Origin of the sequence: Citrobacter sp. wls718 (genome assembly GCF_005280945.1) — a bacterium.
Lineage (GTDB): Bacteria > Pseudomonadota > Gammaproteobacteria > Enterobacterales > Enterobacteriaceae > Citrobacter > Citrobacter gillenii.
The window spans coordinates 78,394-96,481 of sequence record NZ_SZWV01000051.1 but is presented as its reverse complement, the minus strand read 5'-3'; the positions used below and the strand labels follow the sequence as shown (position 1 = coordinate 96,481).

At 54.3% G+C, this 18,088-nt stretch carries 15 protein-coding genes; 9 read left to right on the top strand and 6 right to left on the bottom strand.

What is annotated here, in order from left to right; all coding sequences use genetic code 11:
- Window positions 1-75: 75 nt before the first annotated feature.
- From FDW95_RS09625 to tamA, 3 genes are read right to left on the bottom strand one after another with little or no spacing between them, the layout of a single operon-like run.
- Window positions 76-420, bottom strand: a complete 345-nt coding sequence (locus tag FDW95_RS09625; protein ID WP_115259589.1) for a gamma-glutamylcyclotransferase — start codon at window positions 418-420, stop codon at window positions 76-78.
- A gap of 2 nt (window positions 421-422) precedes the next feature.
- Window positions 423-4,199, bottom strand: coding sequence for an autotransporter assembly complex protein TamB (tamB, locus tag FDW95_RS09620; RefSeq protein ID WP_115259590.1), 3,777 nt, complete (start codon window positions 4,197-4,199; stop codon window positions 423-425).
- Window positions 4,196-5,929, bottom strand: a complete 1,734-nt coding sequence (gene tamA / locus FDW95_RS09615; protein ID WP_115259591.1) for an autotransporter assembly complex protein TamA — start codon at window positions 5,927-5,929, stop codon at window positions 4,196-4,198. The genes tamB and tamA overlap by 4 nt, the downstream gene beginning before the upstream one ends.
- A gap of 212 nt (window positions 5,930-6,141) precedes the next feature.
- Here tamA and msrA point away from each other — a divergent pair, with 212 nt between their 5' ends.
- The gene (gene msrA, locus FDW95_RS09610; RefSeq protein WP_115259592.1) at window positions 6,142-6,780 is read left to right on the top strand and encodes a peptide-methionine (S)-S-oxide reductase MsrA; all 639 of its coding nucleotides are present in this window, start codon (window positions 6,142-6,144) and stop codon (window positions 6,778-6,780) included.
- A 47-nt stretch (window positions 6,781-6,827) separates the two neighbouring features.
- Here the strand turns inward: msrA and FDW95_RS09605 are convergent, their stop codons facing one another.
- The gene (locus tag FDW95_RS09605) at window positions 6,828-7,880 is read right to left on the bottom strand and encodes a LacI family DNA-binding transcriptional regulator (protein WP_115259593.1); all 1,053 of its coding nucleotides are present in this window, start codon (window positions 7,878-7,880) and stop codon (window positions 6,828-6,830) included.
- Window positions 7,881-8,069: 189 nt separating this feature from the next.
- Here FDW95_RS09605 and FDW95_RS09600 point away from each other — a divergent pair, with 189 nt between their 5' ends.
- The 7 genes from FDW95_RS09600 to FDW95_RS09570 all read left to right on the top strand — a co-directional run bounded on the left by FDW95_RS09600 (window position 8,070) and on the right by FDW95_RS09570 (window position 16,857).
- Window positions 8,070-9,230, top strand: a complete 1,161-nt coding sequence (locus FDW95_RS09600; RefSeq protein WP_096758543.1) for a Gfo/Idh/MocA family oxidoreductase — start codon at window positions 8,070-8,072, stop codon at window positions 9,228-9,230.
- 10 nt (window positions 9,231-9,240) lie between these two features.
- On the top strand, window positions 9,241-10,422 hold the full coding sequence (locus tag FDW95_RS09595; RefSeq protein WP_115259594.1) for a Gfo/Idh/MocA family oxidoreductase: 1,182 nt from the start codon (window positions 9,241-9,243) through the stop codon (window positions 10,420-10,422).
- Window positions 10,422-11,489, top strand: a complete 1,068-nt coding sequence (locus FDW95_RS09590; protein ID WP_115259595.1) for a Gfo/Idh/MocA family oxidoreductase — start codon at window positions 10,422-10,424, stop codon at window positions 11,487-11,489. Before FDW95_RS09595 ends, FDW95_RS09590 begins: the two co-directional genes overlap by 1 nt.
- Before the next feature lie 10 nt (window positions 11,490-11,499).
- Window positions 11,500-12,522: a Gfo/Idh/MocA family oxidoreductase gene (locus tag FDW95_RS09585; RefSeq protein ID WP_115259596.1), complete on the top strand. Its 1,023-nt coding sequence runs from the start codon at window positions 11,500-11,502 to the stop codon at window positions 12,520-12,522.
- Window positions 12,523-12,727: 205 nt separating this feature from the next.
- On the top strand, window positions 12,728-14,272 hold the full coding sequence (locus tag FDW95_RS09580) for an MFS transporter (protein ID WP_115259597.1): 1,545 nt from the start codon (window positions 12,728-12,730) through the stop codon (window positions 14,270-14,272).
- Between the two features lie 10 nt (window positions 14,273-14,282).
- Complete coding sequence (locus tag FDW95_RS09575) at window positions 14,283-15,353, top strand: 1,4-beta-xylanase (RefSeq protein WP_096758547.1); 1,071 nt, start codon at window positions 14,283-14,285, stop codon at window positions 15,351-15,353.
- A 166-nt stretch (window positions 15,354-15,519) separates the two neighbouring features.
- Window positions 15,520-16,857 carry a hemolysin family protein gene (locus FDW95_RS09570; protein ID WP_096758548.1) on the top strand — a complete coding sequence of 446 codons (1,338 nt, stop codon included), beginning with the start codon at window positions 15,520-15,522 and terminating at the stop codon, window positions 16,855-16,857.
- A gap of 84 nt (window positions 16,858-16,941) precedes the next feature.
- Here the strand turns inward: FDW95_RS09570 and FDW95_RS09565 are convergent, their stop codons facing one another.
- Entirely contained in the window at window positions 16,942-17,148 is a 207-nt protein-coding gene (locus FDW95_RS09565) for a DUF1107 domain-containing protein (RefSeq protein WP_003025710.1), read from the bottom strand.
- 326 nt (window positions 17,149-17,474) lie between these two features.
- Here FDW95_RS09565 and FDW95_RS09560 point away from each other — a divergent pair, with 326 nt between their 5' ends.
- The gene (locus tag FDW95_RS09560; RefSeq protein ID WP_115259598.1) at window positions 17,475-18,032 is read left to right on the top strand and encodes a YtfJ family protein; all 558 of its coding nucleotides are present in this window, start codon (window positions 17,475-17,477) and stop codon (window positions 18,030-18,032) included.
- Here the strand turns inward: FDW95_RS09560 and FDW95_RS23690 are convergent.
- Window positions 18,022-18,088: hypothetical protein (locus tag FDW95_RS23690; protein ID WP_249359013.1), on the bottom strand; the 67-nt coding region annotated here is incomplete at its 5' end. The genes FDW95_RS09560 and FDW95_RS23690 overlap by 11 nt on opposite strands.

Sequence of the window (18,088 nt, the reverse complement as noted above, 5' to 3'; positions counted from 1 at the left end):
GTCACGTACTGATGTACGTGACTGGGGATTCCTGCGTCGCCGCCTTGATGCAAATCGAAATCCATCAGGTATATGTTAGTACTTGTCGCGGTCTAACCAGTTACCGCTTTCTATCAGCGTTAACCCATCTACCGAACGTTGATATACATACATCCATGCACTTCCGTAAGGCGTCTGAATTAACTGGCGTGCGTACTCTCCGCCACGCGAGCGCAGCGCATCAAGCTCTGCCAGCGTGGCGTTATCAATACGATAAACTTCCCCGTGTACCGTTCCGTTTCCCGGAACCGCGCCTGGATAGTGGCCCAGACTGTACAACTGGTAGTTATCGATGCTGAAATTACCCAGCAACTGGGCGTTGGTCATCCAGTGGCTGTTACCTTGCTTGGTACGTAAACTACCATAAACAAATATTCGCATTGCTAAAACTCGAACTGATAGAGCAAATCAAGTGCCTGATCAACGCCAGACACAGCTTCCAGATATAGCTTAGGCATCAGACGATAACGTAGCGTGAGTGTCGCTAAAGAGTCAAATATACCCACACCATATTTCACCTGCAGACCTGGCAGTACATATCCGCTGACAACCACCTGAGATGAATCGCCCACCCCTTGCGTGTCCAGCGCCAGATTGCTTACGCCAAACGTCTCCCCGATTTTACCCACAATCTGACCACTTTGTGCAACCCCTAAGCCAATAAGCATAGACGTCATTGCCGCACTATCGCTCTGTTCGCTGTCCAATCCTTGCCCGCGCAGCAGGTAAGAGAGCGCCATTTGCTGCGACATCGCCGGGTCGGAGAAGATTTCCGCTTTCGGTTCATCTGCCGTACCCGTTACGCGAACACCGGCGATCACGTCGTCTTCGGTGGCATCCGGGTTACGAATAGCCTCGATATTGAGCAGCGGCTGATCCGGTGGACCGGAGAACAACAGCTCACCTTTACGTACAATCAAATCCTGACCATACGCATGGAAGCGGCCGCTTGGGATATTAATCTGCCCGTTGAGGCCCAGCCCCTGCTTATCCTGTGCCACTTTGAGATCGCCCGTCAAACGTGCTTTCAGACCAAAGGCATCGATACGCACGTTGTTGCCGACGTGGATGTTCAGGTTGCTGTTGATCGGGATCCCGGCGCTCTGCGGTTTCTCCGGCTGTAGATTGTCATTGAGCATCACCATATCACTGGAAACACCGACCGCGCTTTCCGGCAGGTCGTGCACCACAATACGCGCCCACGGCACATCAACATTGCCGTTCAGAGTAAACAGGTTCGGCGTGGCTTCAAATTCCACATCCGGCGAGACATCCAGACGCACCATTGGCGGCACGGTGATACGCACCCGGCTGCCTTTGGCCGCAATGCGCGCTCGCCAGTTGTCTAGTTGACTCCAGTCGGCGTCACCGCTCAGGTTTATCTCTCCCTGCTGCGTGCGCACCACGCCCGCAATTGTCGAACGGGTCCCGGTGAAGTTAACGGCCAACTGGCTGGGTTGCATGTCGAACGGCATAAAGTTGCCGTCAACGTCCAGGCCGCTCAGCTGCAACTGGCCGAGCAATTGTGGACTTTGCAGGTCACCTCCGAGGCGCAGGTTGGCGTTTAGCATCCCGGCGGCTTTTTCGCCGCGCGAGAAGATAGGGTTCACCATCGCCAGATTGAAATTGCGGATATTGACGTTCCCGCCCAGATTGCGTCGTCCTTGCGGGTCACTTATCTGCACCTGACCGTCAAACTGGCCGTTATTGGTCAGGCGGATCAGCCAGCCCAGTTCGGCACGGTTGTTGTGCAGGTCGGCGGTGAGATTCAGCGTGTCAAACGCCACCGGCAGCGGGGCATCGTTGACGCTTTGTGTCACCTTCACATTACGTCCATTCAGCGTCACCTGCCCCTGCGGCAGTCCTTCTTTGGTGGTGTCCCAGCTCACATCGGCCTTGCCTGTAAACACGCCGCTGGCCTGGGTGGCATCCGGCATAAACGGTTTCAGCATCGCCAGATCGAAACGGTTAAGGTTCACCACTGCGCGACCTTCCGCTCCGGCATCTATCGTCTGCGGTACGCACAGTTCCGCATTTGGGTTGTTCCAGCAGTGCGGCCCGATGCTGATTTTCTGTTCCTGATTGCGGTAATCCAGCGCAATGGCGCGGTTCAGCGACCACGGACCAACCGGGGTCTGGAAGCGGGTATTGCTTAATTCCCCTTTCCAGCGCTGCTCTTTGCGATCAAAACTCCCGGCCAGATCAAGCTGTCCCGAAACCGGCTCGCCCTGAATACGTAGCTGCAGCTCATGCTGCTTTTCGCTTCCTTTGGCGTTCAGCGTAACCAGATTGATGTTCACATCAGGTTGCACAATCCGCTCAACGCGCACGTTGAGGTTACCGGCAATCTGCTCCGCTGATTTCACATCGCCTTCAACACGCACCTGAGCCACGGACAGTTCCTGCCAGCGCAGGCCACGGGCAGTGATATCCGCCAGCAGTTCCGGCGCCTCTACCGTACCACGCACCTTGACCTGCCCCTTCGCCGTGCCGCCCAGCCCCGGCAGCGCGTTATCCAGACTTGGGGCATCAATCGTCGCGTCGAGATTGAGATCTTTGACGCCCAGCTCACCTTTCACCTCAGCGCTGTTGCGCCCCAGTTCCAGATGCAGACCGGGGATGGTCCACTGCAGGTAGCTGTTACCCTTCAGCGAGCCGTTCACATTGACCTTGTTCTGCTTCACGTTACCGCTCAGCTTCAGCTCTGGCACCTCCATCTGCCAGCTTCCGCCGTACAGGCTACCGCGGGTTTTGATCACACCATTCAGTTTCGAGGGCCATTCCGGCACCTCTTTCGCCGTATTGATGCCGTCCAGCGTCAGCTCCCCGCGCCAGCTAATGGCTTGCTGCCAGTCCACCAGCGCTTTCAGCTCGGTTTTACCTTCCAGCGCGGCAACGCTAAGTTTGTCGAGATTGATCTGCTGCTCATTGCCTTTGGCATCCAGCGTGATGATCGCCGGAGGAATATCCTGGCCTTTCACGGCGGCGTGCATCGAGAGCGTATAGTCGGTCATCTTGCCGGTCAGCTTGAGCTTGATGTCATCGGCCTGGAACTGCTTGTCGCCGGTAAATGGCCAGTAAACCTGCTTACTCACCACCTCCAGATTGAGCGGTAATCCCGCTTCCGCCAGACGTGTCTGTGCACGCAGATCCATGTCCACCGGACCAGACAGATTGACACCCACTTCCAGCTGGTCACGCAGCGCGCCGCCAACCTTCAGCTTCACCTTCTCGCCTTTTAACGGTTCGATGTTCAGCGTGCTGTTGAGGGTAATATCAACCGGCCATTTGTCGGTCAGTTGCGCCGTACCGCTGGCCTTCACTGCCCCCTGGCTGGAGTCGATATCCAGCGCGTCGAGCTTCATGTTGCCGTCAATGCTGCTCACCTTCAGCAGCATGCTGTGCACCGTTAAATCCGTATCACCGGTGACGCGCAGCTGCTCACCGCGAAATTCTTCGATATTAAGATTCAGCGGCAGATGAACGTCGGTCATTTCCGGCAAAACAGGTTTTGAGAACAGATCTTTCAGCGTTTCGCCCAGCGGTTTTTCATCCGGCTGCGGGTTTTGGATCTTCGGTTCCACCACCTCTTCCTGCGCCACGTCCGCCACTTTTGGCAGGGCGATTAACAGCCCCTGCAATGACGTAGGTTTCAGGGTCAGCGTTTTTTCCTGCCAGTTCAGTCCGGAGGTAAAATCCAGCACCGACACCGTGGTGTCATCGATTTTGATATTGATGTTGTTAAGCGCCACGCGGGAAAGCGTGATCGGGTAAGGCGTGGAGAGGTTTAGCGGGCCGCTGTCTTCTTCCTCAACCGGCGCAGAAGGCGGCATCTTTTTGCTGTCGATCGCCACGTTGATGTCTTTCAGCGACAGATCATTGACGCACAGGCTGCTGTCCCACAGGCAGTTAAGACCAACGGCCAGATGTACTTCACCGGCATTCACCGCCACACCAGGTTGGTCGTAGCGAATATTTTTAAGCGACAGATCCCGCCAGCCGCCGGTGACCTGGCCAATCTCCAGCCCTGGAACCCAACGATTAGCGGCCTTGAAGACCAAATGCAGGCCCGAGGTCGTGCCGACGAGGAACGCCACGGAGCCCAACAACAGCAGGATAACAATCAATACGCCGAGGCTTATCTTCTTCCATAAACTCATAATTCAGGCCCCAGACCGATGTAAAACTGTAAACCATGTTCATCTTTGTCGCCGATCGGCGCAGCTAAATCGAGCTTGATCGGCCCGACCGGTGACTGCCAACGAACGCCAACCCCGGCACCGGTTTTGAAATCGCTTCGGCGGATATCGCTCACCGCTTCACCGCTATCCACAAACATCGCCCCCCACCATTTACCGGTTACGTTGTACTGGTATTCCAGCGATCCGGTCGCCAGCTTGGAGGCCCCTTTCAGCTTGCCGTCACTCCCTTCAGGCGAAATAGATTTGTATTTATAGCCGCGAATACTGCGATCGCCCCCGGCGAAGAAACGCAGGTCCGGCGGGACTTTGTCGAAATCGCCGGTTTCAATCCAGCCGAGGTTGCCACGCATCACAAAGCGATGGCTGTCGTACAGCGTACGGATCCAGACGTTTTGCGCCTGAAAGACGGAGAAGTCGACGTCAGAGCCCCAGGCAGTATTGGAGTAATCAATGGAATAGCGCTGGGAATCGCCCCAGACGGGCATCAGGCCGCCGCGCGAGCGCGTCCGGCTGATCATCACGCCCGGATACAGCAGCATCGTGGTGTTGGTGACGTTACCCTGAGTAAAGTGGTCAAGACTCCAGCGCAGGTTGATCGCACGCTGCCAGCCGCTGGAGAGGTCCCAGTAGCGGGAGACGGCAAGCGTGGTTGAGTCCTGCTCGGTGTCGTTCAAATCGGTACGTTTAAAGCCCCCCTGCACCAGGTAATACTGCTCCAGCGGGTTCTTTAACAGCGGCATTTTATAGCTGAAATCCAGGACCTGCTCCGGCGCAGAGATACTGGCACTGGTGGTCAGGCTATGGCCGTAGGAGTTCATCCACGGCTTTTTCCACGTGGTTTTTAACCGTGGCCCGACGTCAGTTGAATAGCCCACCCCGGTTTCAATGGTGTTTTCCGTGCGTGGTGAGACCACACCTTTCAGCGGTAACACTTTGGTTTCGCGGGCTTTGTCGAACTCTGGTGCCACCACGACAGAATTAAACCAGCCGGTTGCTGAGAGACGGCGGTTCAGCTCCGCCAGGTCTTTGGATTCGTACTCTTTGCCCTCTTTGAACGGCACCAGGTTTTGCAGGTACTCATCGCGAATTTGCGAACCTTCAAAGGTGACATGACCAAAGCGATAGCGCTCACCGCTGTTGTAATCGATATCCCAGAACGCCTGGCGACGATCGAGCGCAATCCCCAGCTGGCTTTTATTAAATTCACTGTCAAAGTAGCCTTTGCGCAGCGCCACGCTGGTTAATGACTTTTTGAAGCTGTCATAGTCTCCTTGATTGAGCACCGTGCCGATTGCCGGACGCGTTTTCAGCAGATCCAGGTAATCGCTATCGGTGCGCGCCCCGCCGCGTAAAACAACGTCGGTTCCACCAATAAGTACCGGCTCTCCGGGCGTCACTTTAGCGATTAATACCTGACGTCCCTTCGCCGGCGGCGGACGCAGTTCAAAATCAATGGTCGGCTCAAAATAGCCCAGCGCTTTTAACCCTTCGCGAATAGCGTCATCAACGCGCGCACGAAAACGTCGGTCCGGTGTGACTTCATCACTTTGAATCGTGGACAACTGCGCACGGACGTTTTTCTCCAGCGGTCCCGATAATCCTTCGACCTGTAAGCGAACATTTGCGGCGACGGCCGGGCCGCTTAAGCACAGCAACCCCACCCAACACAACTGACGGATATGTGGCACATTTTCTCCTGAATATCCTTTTTTCCCACCCCTGGAAAAAAATACTCTGCCGTTCCTCGGCTTAACAAAAAATCAACAATAAGAGTTGAAAAACAGACGGCAACCCAAATATTTCTTATGTTTAACTCTAGACGTATTCACGCCAGTTATTGTGGGCAAAGACGCGTCTTGTTACAACCTTAACCCAAATGACTGATTTCGGGAGAACGGCCATGAGTTTATTTGATAAAAAGCATCTTGTTTCTCAAGCAGATGCTCTACCTGGACGCAACACCCCGATGCCCGTGGCAACGCTGCATGCGGTGAACCAACATTCGATGACCCACGTACCCGAAGGGATGGAAATCGCCCTGTTCGCGATGGGCTGTTTCTGGGGTGTGGAGCGTTTGTTCTGGTCTTTACCCGGCGTTTACAGCACGGCTGCCGGGTATACCGGCGGCTACACGCCTAACCCAACCTATCGGGAAGTCTGTTCTGGCGAAACGGGCCATGCCGAAGCGGTGCGTATCGTTTATGACCCGCATGTTATCAGCTACGAGCAACTGCTGCAGGTGTTCTGGGAGAATCACGACCCGGCGCAGGGCATGCGTCAGGGCAATGACCAGGGCACGCAGTATCGTTCGGCCATTTATCCGCTCACGCCGGAGCAAAAGAGTGCAGCAGATGCCAGCCTCGCGCGTTTTCAGGCGGCGATGACCGCTGCGGGCGATGACCGCCACATCACGACAGAGATTAATACCGCCACGCCGTTTTATTATGCCGAGGACGATCACCAACAATATCTGCATAAAAACCCTTATGGATATTGTGGTATTGGCGGCATTGGCGTGTGCCTGCCGCCGCAGAACTAATCTGCTGCTGCCCGATGGCGCTACGTTTATCGGGCCTGTCGGGTCAACTATTGTTCCCGCGCCAGCGCGGCATGGCGCGTGGCATTGGCGACGGTTCCCCTTTCCGTCACTTTGCCCTTGAGCAGCAGATTAAACACCGGCGCAGCCGGGCGATTGAGGCGGTTTTGCAGCAAATGCACCGCTTCTACGCCTAATGCCCGACAGGGAATGGTAATGCTGGTGACCGCAGAAACCACATGGCCATCCAGTTCTTTGACGTCCGTGGTCATCAGCGAGATATCATCGGGAATGCGTACCCCCAACGCTTCCAGCACGCGACGAACGCCGCTGGACATTGACGCCCCGGCACAGAAAATCACTTCCGGCCATTCGCTCTGCGGCAGTTCACGTAGCCGGTCGCTAATCGCCTGTATCGCCTCTGGTTCAGAAAATCCTTCCGTCACCAACAGATCGCGCCGGGCATCAAACGGCACCTGATACTGCCGATAGATCTCCTTTATGCCTTCCAGACGCCAGTACAGGGTTTCACGTCGTAGGCTGGTGACGTGGAGAATGCGCCGATGCCCCTGCTCAAAAAGATACTGCACCGCCTGGTTGCCAATCGATCGGTGATCGGGCGAGACCGCGTCCAATACCCCTTCTTTATCCTGTGAGTTGATCAGCACGCAGGGTTTTCCCAGCGACTGCGCCAGCTTATGCACGGTGGGGTCATCAATGCCGATGAGAATAATGGCGTTGATATTCTTGCTGTTGGCCTTTTCCAGAAAGAGCTTGATGTCGGCTCGCTGCTCATCTAACCCGCAGTAGCTCAGATAGACATCATGCGGCGCAATAGCTTCAGCAATGCCGCGCGTCACTTCGAGGTAAAACACATCGCCCTGCGCAATGAATGTGCGCTGTGGAGCGAAGACCGCAATCCCGTTGATCAGCAGCCGCCCGCAGGCCAGCGTATCAAGCACCCCTAGCTGGCGCGCGCATTTCACGATGGCTTCCCGAGCTTTATCGCTGGTACAGGACTTCCCGCTCAGTACCCTCGACACGGTACTCACGGAGAACCCGGTTAAGGCAGCGATTTCATCCATTTTTAGCTTGCCTGACATTCTGTGACCTCGCTCGCAATCTATTTTTGCAAGTTTTTGCAAACCTAGTTCATTGACTCTAAAACACTTTTTTAATATCTGTGCGAACTTCTTCCTCATCCTGCAACCGCTCTCACAAAATCACATTGTCGATATTCCAGGCGTTTCTTATGGTCCGCTTATCCCTTATTTCTGATGAAAAGGCCTGACATGAAAAAATTACGCTTTGGCATTATTGGCGTGGGAAATATTGGCACCGTCCACGCCCGCTATCTGCTGGCTGGGACCGTAAAGGACGCCTGCCTGACGGCGGTCTGCGATAATAACGCCGACAAGCATGCCGCTATTCGCCAGTTGGTAGGCGATGCGGTTGCACTGTTTATCAGTGCTGAGGAGATGCTGAACAGTGGGCTTGTCGACGCGGTTATCGTCGCTACGCCGCACTATGCGCATCCGGGTTTATCGATGATGGCAATGCGTCTTGGCATTCATACGTTGTGCGAAAAACCGGCCGGGGTCTGTACCGCGCAGGTCCACGAGATGAACACCTGCGCCCGTGAATGCGATGTGGTGTTCGGCATGATGTACAACCAGCGCCCGAACCCGCTGTATCAGAAAGTAAAAGATCTGATCGACAGCGGCGAGCTGGGCGAATTGCGCCGCTCCAACTGGATAATCACCAACTGGTATCGCTCACAGAGTTACTACAACTCCGGCGGCTGGCGCGCGACATGGAAAGGTGAAGGCGGCGGTGTGCTGCTCAATCAGGACCCGCACCAGCTTGATTTGTGGCAATGGCTGGTCGGTATGCCCATACGCTTGCGCGCGTTTTGCCAGTTTGGCAAACACCGCCAGATTGAAGTAGAAGATGAGGTCACCGCCTACGCGGAATACGCCAACGGTGCAACCGGCGTGTTCATCACCACCGTCGCCGAAACCCCCGGCACCAACCGCCTCGAGATCGTCGGCGATCGCGGAAAAGTGGTGGTGGAAGAAGGCCGCCTGCGCTTCTGGCGACTGCGTGAATCCGAAACCGACTTCAACGCCCGCTGGCAAAACGGCTTTGGCGAGCCGGAGTGCTGGGAAGTGACTATCCCTACCGCACCAGAATGCAGTGAGCATCATGTCATCACCGCCAATTTCACCGCCGCGGTCCTGCACGGCGAACCGCTCATCGCCCCTGGTCTGGAAGGCATTCGCGGCCTGACGCTGTCCAACGCCATGCACCTCTCCACCTGGACCGATGACTGGGTTGAGCTGCCAATTGACGAGCAGCGCTATGCCCGGTTGTTGCAGGCGCGTATCGACTCATCGGTCGAGAAAACCACCGCCAGCCGCACGCTGGACGCCTCCGCAAGCTGGCAGCGTTAAGGGGATGACCATGCTGAATATTGCCATTGTCGGCACCGGAAACATCTCCCATAACCACATTCAAAGCTATTTACAGTTTGCGGATCGCTGCCGGATCGTCGCGCTGGTCGACATCTGGCCGGAAAAAGCCGAAGAGAAGAAAACGCGCTACGGCCTAAGCGAAGCACGGGTCTACAGCAGCCATCAGGCCATGCTGGACGCGGGTATTAATGTGGACGTTGTCGACGTCTGTACTCCGCCGTACGTCCACGCCGACATCAGCATTGATGCTCTGCACGCGGGCAAACACGTGCTGTGCGAAAAACCGATGGCCGCCTCGCTCGCAGAGTGTGATGCGATGATTGCCGCGCAGAAAGCCAGCGGAAAAATGTTATCGGTCATCGCACAAAACCGCTTTACCGATGCCTTCTGGCGCTTAAAAGCCGCCGTTGATTCCGGCCTTGCGGGCAAAATTTGCCACGCGCAGGTGGACTCGTTCTGGTGGCGCGGGCATTGCTATTACGATCTGTGGTGGCGCGGCACCTGGCAGAAAGAAGGCGGCGGCTGCACGCTGAATCATGCGGTACACCACATCGATGCAATTCAGTGGATGCTCGGCTTCCCGAGCGAAGTGGTAGCGATGATGAGCAATGTCGCCCATGACAACGCGGAAGTGGAAGATCTCAGTGCGGCCATTTTCAAATATTCAGACGGGGCGCTGGCTCAGCTCACCGCATCCGTTGTGCATCATGGTGAAGATCAGAAAATCGTTATTCAGGGCGAAAAGGCGCGGATCTCCGCCCCGTGGAAGGTGTATGCCAGCCAGTCGGCGGATAACGGCTTTCCACAAGCGGACAATCATCGCGAACTGGAAGAGCAACTGGACGCGCTGTTTCATGCCACGCCTGCGCTTCAATGGACGCTGCATAGCGGACAAATCGACAACCTGCTCAGCGCCATCGAACAACAGACGCCCCCACTGGTCGACGGGGAACAGGGTAAACGTTCGCTGGAGCTGATTACCGCTATCTACAAATCCGCCATTACCCGCACGGTGGTAACGCTGCCCATCCCCAGCCACGACGATTTTTATCGTACCGGTGGCCTGATGGCAAAAGCCCCGCATTTTTATGAGAAATCCGCCTCCGTGAGCAATTTCACGGAAGTCGGTGCTATCCCTCTGGGTAAAGACTTAGATTCAGGAGCAGAGTAATGAACAAGACAGATGGAATGAACTACGCCCCGACCGGCAAACCACAGCCGGTGGTAAAACCTGGTGAGTTTGTGATTGCCGCTGCCACGCTCGACCACGGTCATATCTACGGGATGTGCAACGGGCTGATCGAAGCCGGAGCCACCCTGAAGTGGGTGTACGACCCGGACCCGGCGAAAGTGGAGAAATTCCTGCAACAGTACCCGCAGGCGCAGGTGGCTGACTCACTGGAGACCATTCTCAACGACCGCGATGTCAGGCTGGTCGCCGGGGCGGCAATCCCCTCTGAACGCTGCCCGCTGGGACTAAAGGTGATGGCGGCGGGTAAAGATTATTTCACCGACAAAGCACCGCTGACTACTCTCGAACAGCTGGAAGACGCCAAAGCCATGGTGGCCAGGACCGGGCGCAAGTACGCGGTTTACTACAGCGAGCGCCTGCACGTTGAAAGCGCAGTTTTTGCGGGCGATCTGGTCAAGCGGGGGGCAATTGGCCGGGTGATCCAGACCCTGGGCACCGGCCCGCATCGTGAAGGCAGCGGACGTCCGGACTGGTTCTACGATCGACGCTATTTCGGCGGCATTCTGTGTGATATCGGCAGCCATCAGATTGAGCAGTTCCTGTTTTACACCGACAACCTCGAGGCGCGTGTGGTCGCAAGCCAGGTGCGCAACGTCAATCATCCGCAGTATCCACAGTTTGAAGACTTTGGCGATGCGATGCTGGCGGGCGAGAACGGCGCAACGGGCTATTTCCGCTGCGACTGGTTCACGCCGGACGGCCTCAGCACCTGGGGGGACGGACGCCTGACGCTGCTGGGCACCGAGGGCTATATCGAGATCCGCAAGTATGTCGATATTACCCAAGGTGAACAGGATGTGGTGTATCTGGTTAATAAAGAGGGGGAATTCCGCTATCCGGTCGCCGGTAAGGTAGGGTTCCCGTTCTTCGGCGAGTTTATTCTCGACTGCCTGAACCGTACCGAAAACGCCATGACCCAGGCCCATGCGTTTAAAGCCGCCGAGCTGTGCGTGAAGGCGCAAATGCTCGCCAATGCACATGCATAATGGGGGCAGCATGAAAACGTTAAATGCCGCCATTATTGGTGCCGGTGCCATCCACCGTAGTCACGTCAACGCCCTACGGCTCTTGCCGGGGGTGACGCTACGCGCGCTGGTCGACACCGACAGCGTCAACGGGCTACAGCAGGCGATGACCTATAACTGCCGCTTTTATCCCAATTACCGGGAAATGCTGCTGGATAACGACATTGACGTCGTGCATATCTGTACGCCGCATTTTGAGCATAAAAATATGATTCTCGCCGCCCTTGCTGCCGGGAAACATGTGTTTTGCGAAAAGCCGGTAGGCATGAATGGAGGGGAAGTTGCCGACATAGCTGACGCCGCAGCCTCGGCGCCGGGACTGCTGGGCGTGTGCTACCAGAACCGGCTGAATCCCACCAGCTTACGCATACGCGATGAACTGGCGAAAAATACGCTTGGTAAAATGCTCAGCATGAAAGCCGTGCTGACCTGGTCACGCTCCGGGGCGTACTACAGTGACAGTCCGTGGCGCGGGCGTTTTGCTCGCGAAGGCGGCAGTTTACTGATTAATCAGGCCATTCATACTCTCGATCTGATGCAGTGGTTCGCCGGGGGCGTCACACGCTTAAAAGGCGTGGTGGATAGCAGCGAACTGGCAGCGGTGACGGAAGCAGAAGACAGCGCGATGGCAACGCTGCATTTTGCCAACGGTGCACGTGGCCTGTTTTACGCCAGCAACTGCAATACACTCGATTCTCCGCTGTTGCTGGAGATCCACTGTGAAAACGGCATGCTTCAGCTAACTGACAACGCGCTATGGCGCGTCACAAAGGACCAGCGCCTGAAGCTGGATAGCGATGGTTCACCAGACGGCAGCGCCAAAAGCTACTGGGGTCTTGGTCACCAATTGGCCATTCGCCAGTTCTATCATGCTATTACCCATCGCGGTCAGACAGAATATATCGATATCCATCAAGCCCAAAAATCGCTGTTGATGGTGGACGCTATTTATCGTTCATCTCTGACGCGACAATGGATAAATATTAATAATTAAAATTCATTAAGCATTCCATAAGTAAATAAATAAGCCGGGTAATACCGGCATACAGATACCCTATACACAAAATCATTCAAGATGCTTCAAGGCGGTAAGTCTGGTAACGCCCAGGCGCTTACATAAGTAAGTGACTGGGGTGAGCAGGCGTAGCCAACAAAGAGGCTGCTTGAAGGATGACGTAATATACACTGGAAAAATAATTATGGTTAAACCAACTGAACGCAGAGTCGGTTATGGTGTAGCAATTGGCTACGGCATCACTGATTTATTTGGCGGCGGGGCTTTCGCTATTATCGGCACCTGGCTGTTATTTTTTTACACTACCTATTGCGGTTTAAGCGTCCTGGAGGCAGGTTCCATATTTGCTATTGCCCGCGTGATTGATGCTTTACTCAGCCCGATTATGGGCTACGTCACCGATAATTTTGGCAATACCTGGCTTGGGCGGAAATTTGGCCGTCGCCGCTTCTTTTTATTACTCAGTTCGCCGCTCATGTTTCTCTATGCCCTGCTGTGGCTGACCGATATGGGTTACTGGTATTACCTGGGAACCTATTTGTCGATTGAATTGCTGTCGGCCATGGTACTGGTACCGTGGGAAACCCTGGCAGCAGAGATGACTAACCGTTACGAAGAGCGTAGCCGCCTTTCCGGCGTGCGCATGATCTGCTCGCAGCTCGGCGGCTTTCTGGCCGTCTCGGTTCCCGGCATTCTGATGCAGTTTACTGGCAAAGATAATCCGTTTACCTACACCCTGACCGGGATTATCTTTTCCGTCGTTTTCTGTATCGCCGTATTTATTACCTGGCGCTGCACATGGGAGGCCAAAGATGTGCAAGAAGAGACATTTAAAACGGACCTTCAGCGCAGCAGCGGATTGTTCAATCATCTAAAGTACCTGGTACTCGATCTCTTCTCCTCGTTCAAAATTCGCGCCTTTCGTTTGCATATTATTATTTATATTTTCTCTTTCACCGCGATGGATGTATTCGGTTCAGTATTTACCTTTTACGTTATCTATTGTTTGAATCAGGATGCTGCATCGGTTTCCGGCTGGTTAAGCATTGCCGCGTTTGCGTCGGTGTTTGGCACCTATGGTTTTATGCTATTACTGAATAAACTCAATATTACGCCGTCCGCGGCGCTGCGACTCTCTTATAGCTGTATATTTGCGGTGCTGGCATTTTTATTTATTATCTATTACACCCAAACTCAGGTCTCCAACGTGTTGTTCTCCGCCGTCTTTATTCTGCTCGGCATGGCGCGCTCGGGTCTCTATTATATTCCGTGGAATATTTACAGTTTTATCCCCGATATCGACGAGATGGTGACCCAACAGCGGCGCGAAGGCATTTTTGCGGGCGTAATGGTACTCACCCGCAAAAGTACCGTGGCTATCGCTATCCTGCTGATCGGCATGGTGCTGGAGGAGTCGGGTTTTGTGAAAGGCAGCGGCGCCCAGCCTGCAATGGCGCTGCACGCCATTATCGGCTTGATGATCTTTGCTACCACCGCGCTGCTGGCCGTCAGTTTCTACACCACCTACAAATTCAAGCTTACGCGTGAGACGCATAAATTGCTGCTCAAAGAGATAGCCCGCCGCAAGCTGGGAGGCAACTATCGCGACTGCGATGAGGAAACACGGGTGGTGATAAAGCAGCTCACCGGCTACGAGTACGATGAAGTCTGGGGTGGCAGTGCAACGCAGCGGGCCACGGGGCGCGTCAGTCTTTCAGAAGCAGAATAAGGAGCGCATCATGTATAAACCCTGGAGCAAAACGCAGGCACAGCGCTGGTATCAGCAGCAACCCTGGGGCTGTGGTTTTAACTATTTACCACGTACCGCGGTCAACTGGCTCGACATGTGGCAAGCCGAGAGTTTCGATATCCACACCATCGAACAGGAACTTCGCTGGGCCAGCCAGTACGGCTATAACCAGCTGCGAACGAACTTACCGTTTACCGTCTGGCAGCATGACCGCGATGGCCTGATTGGCCGTATCGACACCTTTCTAAGCATTGCACACGCCCACGGTATCAAGGTGATGTTGACGCTGCTCGACGACTGCGCCTTTTCCGGCGATGAACCGTTTATCGGCCTGCAAAAAGCCCCGGTTCCCGGCGTGCATAATAGCCAGGCGGCGGGCAGTCCGGGACGGGCCTGCGTAATGGACAGAACCTGCTGGCCGCACATTGAAGCCTACGTTCGCGATATCATTCGATACTATCGTCATGACTCGCGCATCTGCGTCTGGGATCTCTACAATGAGCCCGGCAATGGCGGGATTTTCTGTAGCACAGGTGAATTTGCCCGTTACGACGACCGGCTGGAAATTTACGCCTTGACCCTGCTAACCCACCTGTTTAGCTGGGCGCGACAGGAGTCGCCGTCTCAGCCCCTAACCGTCGCCGCCTGGCATATTGACGATCGCGCAGCATGCGGGAACGCCTTTACCCATCCGATAGATGTTGCCGCACTGCGACTTTCAGATGTCATTAGCTACCATGCGTATGTTGATACCCCAGGCCAACTGTCTCTTTTGTCACAGCTTGCTGAGTTTGGCAGACCGGTTTTCTGTACCGAATGGCTGGCCCGCCACGTTGGTAGCCGAATAGAAGAACAGCTGCCGCTGTTTAACGCGCAGCGCGTTTCCAGCTATCACTGGGGGCTGGTGCAGGGCAAAACGCAAACCTGGCTACCGTGGCCGGATATCGCGCTCAACGACAAGACCGCACAGCTATGGTTTCATGATGTCCTGAAGCCAGACGGTTCACCCTATTGCGAACAAGAGATGCAGACCGTACGCCGGATTAACGCCGTTGGATAAGCCGCAATAATCCCCCTCTGGCGACTTTACAGTACCTTACGCTATACTAGCTTCTGAATTTACCGGCTCACTTCCACGAGCCGGTCTTTAGTTTGAATTCAATATAGATTCATACGGATTTATCCATTTCCCTTCCGAGGATCTGGCCTTAACGGCTGGATAAGATATGTTAAACAGTATTTTAGTCATTCTCTGCCTGATCGCCGTGAGTGCGTTTTTCTCGATATCCGAGATCTCGCTTGCCGCATCACGCAAAATTAAACTTAAGCTGCTTGCCGATGAAGGCAACATTAATGCGCAACGCGTAATGAAGATGCAGGAAAACCCCGGCATGTTCTTCACGGTGGTGCAAATTGGCCTTAACGCCGTCGCCATTCTTGGCGGTATCGTGGGTGATGCGGCATTTTCCCCGGTCTTTTACGGCCTTTTCTCAAAGTACTTTGCTCCAGAACTGTCCGAACAACTGAGCTTTATTTTGTCGTTCTCGCTAGTAACGGGTCTGTTCATCCTGTTCGCGGATTTAACCCCGAAACGCATCGGTATGATTGCGCCAGAAACTGTGGCTTTGCGCATCATCAACCCGATGCGCTTCTGTTTAATGGTGTTCCGTCCGCTAGTGTGGTTCTTCAATGGGCTGGCAAACAGTATTTTCCGGCTGTTCAAGATCCCAATGGTGCGTAAAGATGACATCACCTCCGATGATATCTATGCCGTATTTGAAGCCGGTGCGCTGGCGGGTGTCTTGCGTAAGCAGGAGCATGAGCTGATCGAAAACGTGTTCGAACTGGAATCCCGTACCGTACCGTCGTCCATGACCTCACGTGAGAACGTCATCTGGTTCGATCTGCACGAAGATGAGCAGAGCCTGAAGAACAAAGTGGCGGAACATCCACATTCCAAGTTTCTGGTGTGTAACGAAGATATCGATCACATCATCGGCTACGTGGACTCCAAAGATCTGCTGAACCGTGTGCTGGCCAACCAAAGCATGGCGCTGAACAGCGGCGTGCAGATCCGCAATACGCTGATCGTCCCGGATACCCTGACGCTGTCTGAGGCGCTGGAAAGCTTTAAAGCCGCAGGCGAAGACTTTGCCGTTATCATGAACGAGTACGCGCTGGTGGTGGGCATTATCACACTGAACGACGTGATGACCACGCTGATGGGTGACTTAGTCGGTCAGGGCCTGGAAGAACAGATTGTGGCGCGTGACGAGAACTCCTGGCTTATCGACGGCGGTACACCTATTGATGACGTGATGCGCGTACTGGATATCGACGAGTTTCCGCAGTCCGGCAACTATGAAACCATCGGTGGTTTTATGATGTTTATGCTGCGTAAAATCCCGAAACGTACCGACTCAGTGAAGTACTCAGGCTATAAATTCGAAGTGGTGGACATCGATAACTACAAGATCGATCAGCTGCTGGTGACGCGTCTGGACAGCAAACCCACCGTTCTGGTGCCAAAGCTGCCGGATGCGAAAGAAGACGGCGCGGCATAAGTTTTCCGACCTGAAAACATCAACGGCTCCTGTTACAGGAGCCGTTTTTTTATAGACTACTTAAACTACCGCATAGCACTTTGATCAAGCCATCTCAGTTTGCAGACGCAAGACCTGACGGTTAACTTCGGACATAACAGAAAAATGCAGTTTGTCCTTCACTTTTGGGATAAGAATCTTACCCTTATCAAATTCAAAAGCGCCTACGTCCTTGATATATAACCGTCCACGAAACAGGATCTTCACGTACTTCGCCACCTGCAGCGGGTTGTACCGTTGGAAAATTTTCATTGTTGTCTCCTGCTGAGCATTACGCCTTTGCGGTACCACAATCGGTCCGACAATCCTCAGGCGCAAATTTTAATGCCATATGACTATAGACTATCTCTACGTTGTTTCCAGCGTGTATAAGTTTATTTACCTTCAGGTTACAATTATTCAGAATTATCTTTTCAACGTTTCGCTGTCCTCAGTATAAGCCTTCATTTTTCACAGGATTTGTGCGCTCGTCCGCAAACTGGCATCGCGCTTGCGGGAAAAAGCATCATTCGCACATATGCTTAAACTCCACACCCAAGTGGTCGGATCACCTGCAAAATAAGAAAGAAGGAAACACCATGACCTTACAAAAACTGCTGGCACTGTCGTGCCTGTTGCTGCCGATGATGGCCTCTGCCCATAAATTTGAAACCAACCAGCGCGTGCCGCCGGTCGGGATCGCCGATCGCGGCGAACTGATTCTTGATAACGATAAGTTTAGCTATAAAAACTGGAATAGCGCGCAGTTGCCGGGGAAAGTTCGCATTGTGCAACACATCGCCGGACGCACCTCGGCAAAAGAGAAAAACGCCACATTGATTGAGGCCATCAAAGCGGCGAACTTGCCGCACGACCGCTATCAGACCACCACCATCGTTAACACGGATGATGCCATTCCCGGCTCCGGCATGTTTGTACGCAGCAGCCTTGAGAGCAACAAGAAGCTTTACCCGTGGTCACAGTTTATTGTCGACAGCAATGGCATCGCGCGTAAAACCTGGCAACTGGACGAAGAGAGCTCAGCCATCGCGGTCCTCGACAAAGACGGTCGCGTTCAGTGGGCGAAAGACGGGGCGTTAACGCAGGAAGAGGTGCAGCAGGTTATCGCCCTGCTGCACAAATTGCTCAGTAAATAGAGACCCGGAAGCCGGGGTTAAGGAACGATTCACGCGGGGTGTAATCCAACGGTTTA

Coding starts and splice junctions, on each gene's coding strand:
- FDW95_RS09605 (WP_115259593.1), bottom strand. CDS start 7,880: ATGTCAGGCAAGCTAAAAATGGATGAAATCGCTGCCTTAACCGGGTTC.
- FDW95_RS09575 (WP_096758547.1), top strand. CDS start 14,283: ATGTATAAACCCTGGAGCAAAACGCAGGCACAGCGCTGGTATCAGCAG.
- FDW95_RS09565 (WP_003025710.1), bottom strand. CDS start 17,148: ATGAAAATTTTCCAACGGTACAACCCGCTGCAGGTGGCGAAGTACGTG.
- FDW95_RS09585 (WP_115259596.1), top strand. CDS start 11,500: ATGAAAACGTTAAATGCCGCCATTATTGGTGCCGGTGCCATCCACCGT.
- FDW95_RS09560 (WP_115259598.1), top strand. CDS start 17,475: ATGACCTTACAAAAACTGCTGGCACTGTCGTGCCTGTTGCTGCCGATG.
- FDW95_RS09595 (WP_115259594.1), top strand. CDS start 9,241: ATGCTGAATATTGCCATTGTCGGCACCGGAAACATCTCCCATAACCAC.
- msrA (WP_115259592.1), top strand. CDS start 6,142: ATGAGTTTATTTGATAAAAAGCATCTTGTTTCTCAAGCAGATGCTCTA.
- FDW95_RS09580 (WP_115259597.1), top strand. CDS start 12,728: ATGGTTAAACCAACTGAACGCAGAGTCGGTTATGGTGTAGCAATTGGC.
- FDW95_RS09570 (WP_096758548.1), top strand. CDS start 15,520: ATGTTAAACAGTATTTTAGTCATTCTCTGCCTGATCGCCGTGAGTGCG.
- FDW95_RS09625 (WP_115259589.1), bottom strand. CDS start 420: ATGCGAATATTTGTTTATGGTAGTTTACGTACCAAGCAAGGTAACAGC.
- FDW95_RS09590 (WP_115259595.1), top strand. CDS start 10,422: ATGAACAAGACAGATGGAATGAACTACGCCCCGACCGGCAAACCACAG.
- tamB (WP_115259590.1), bottom strand. CDS start 4,199: ATGAGTTTATGGAAGAAGATAAGCCTCGGCGTATTGATTGTTATCCTG.
- FDW95_RS09600 (WP_096758543.1), top strand. CDS start 8,070: ATGAAAAAATTACGCTTTGGCATTATTGGCGTGGGAAATATTGGCACC.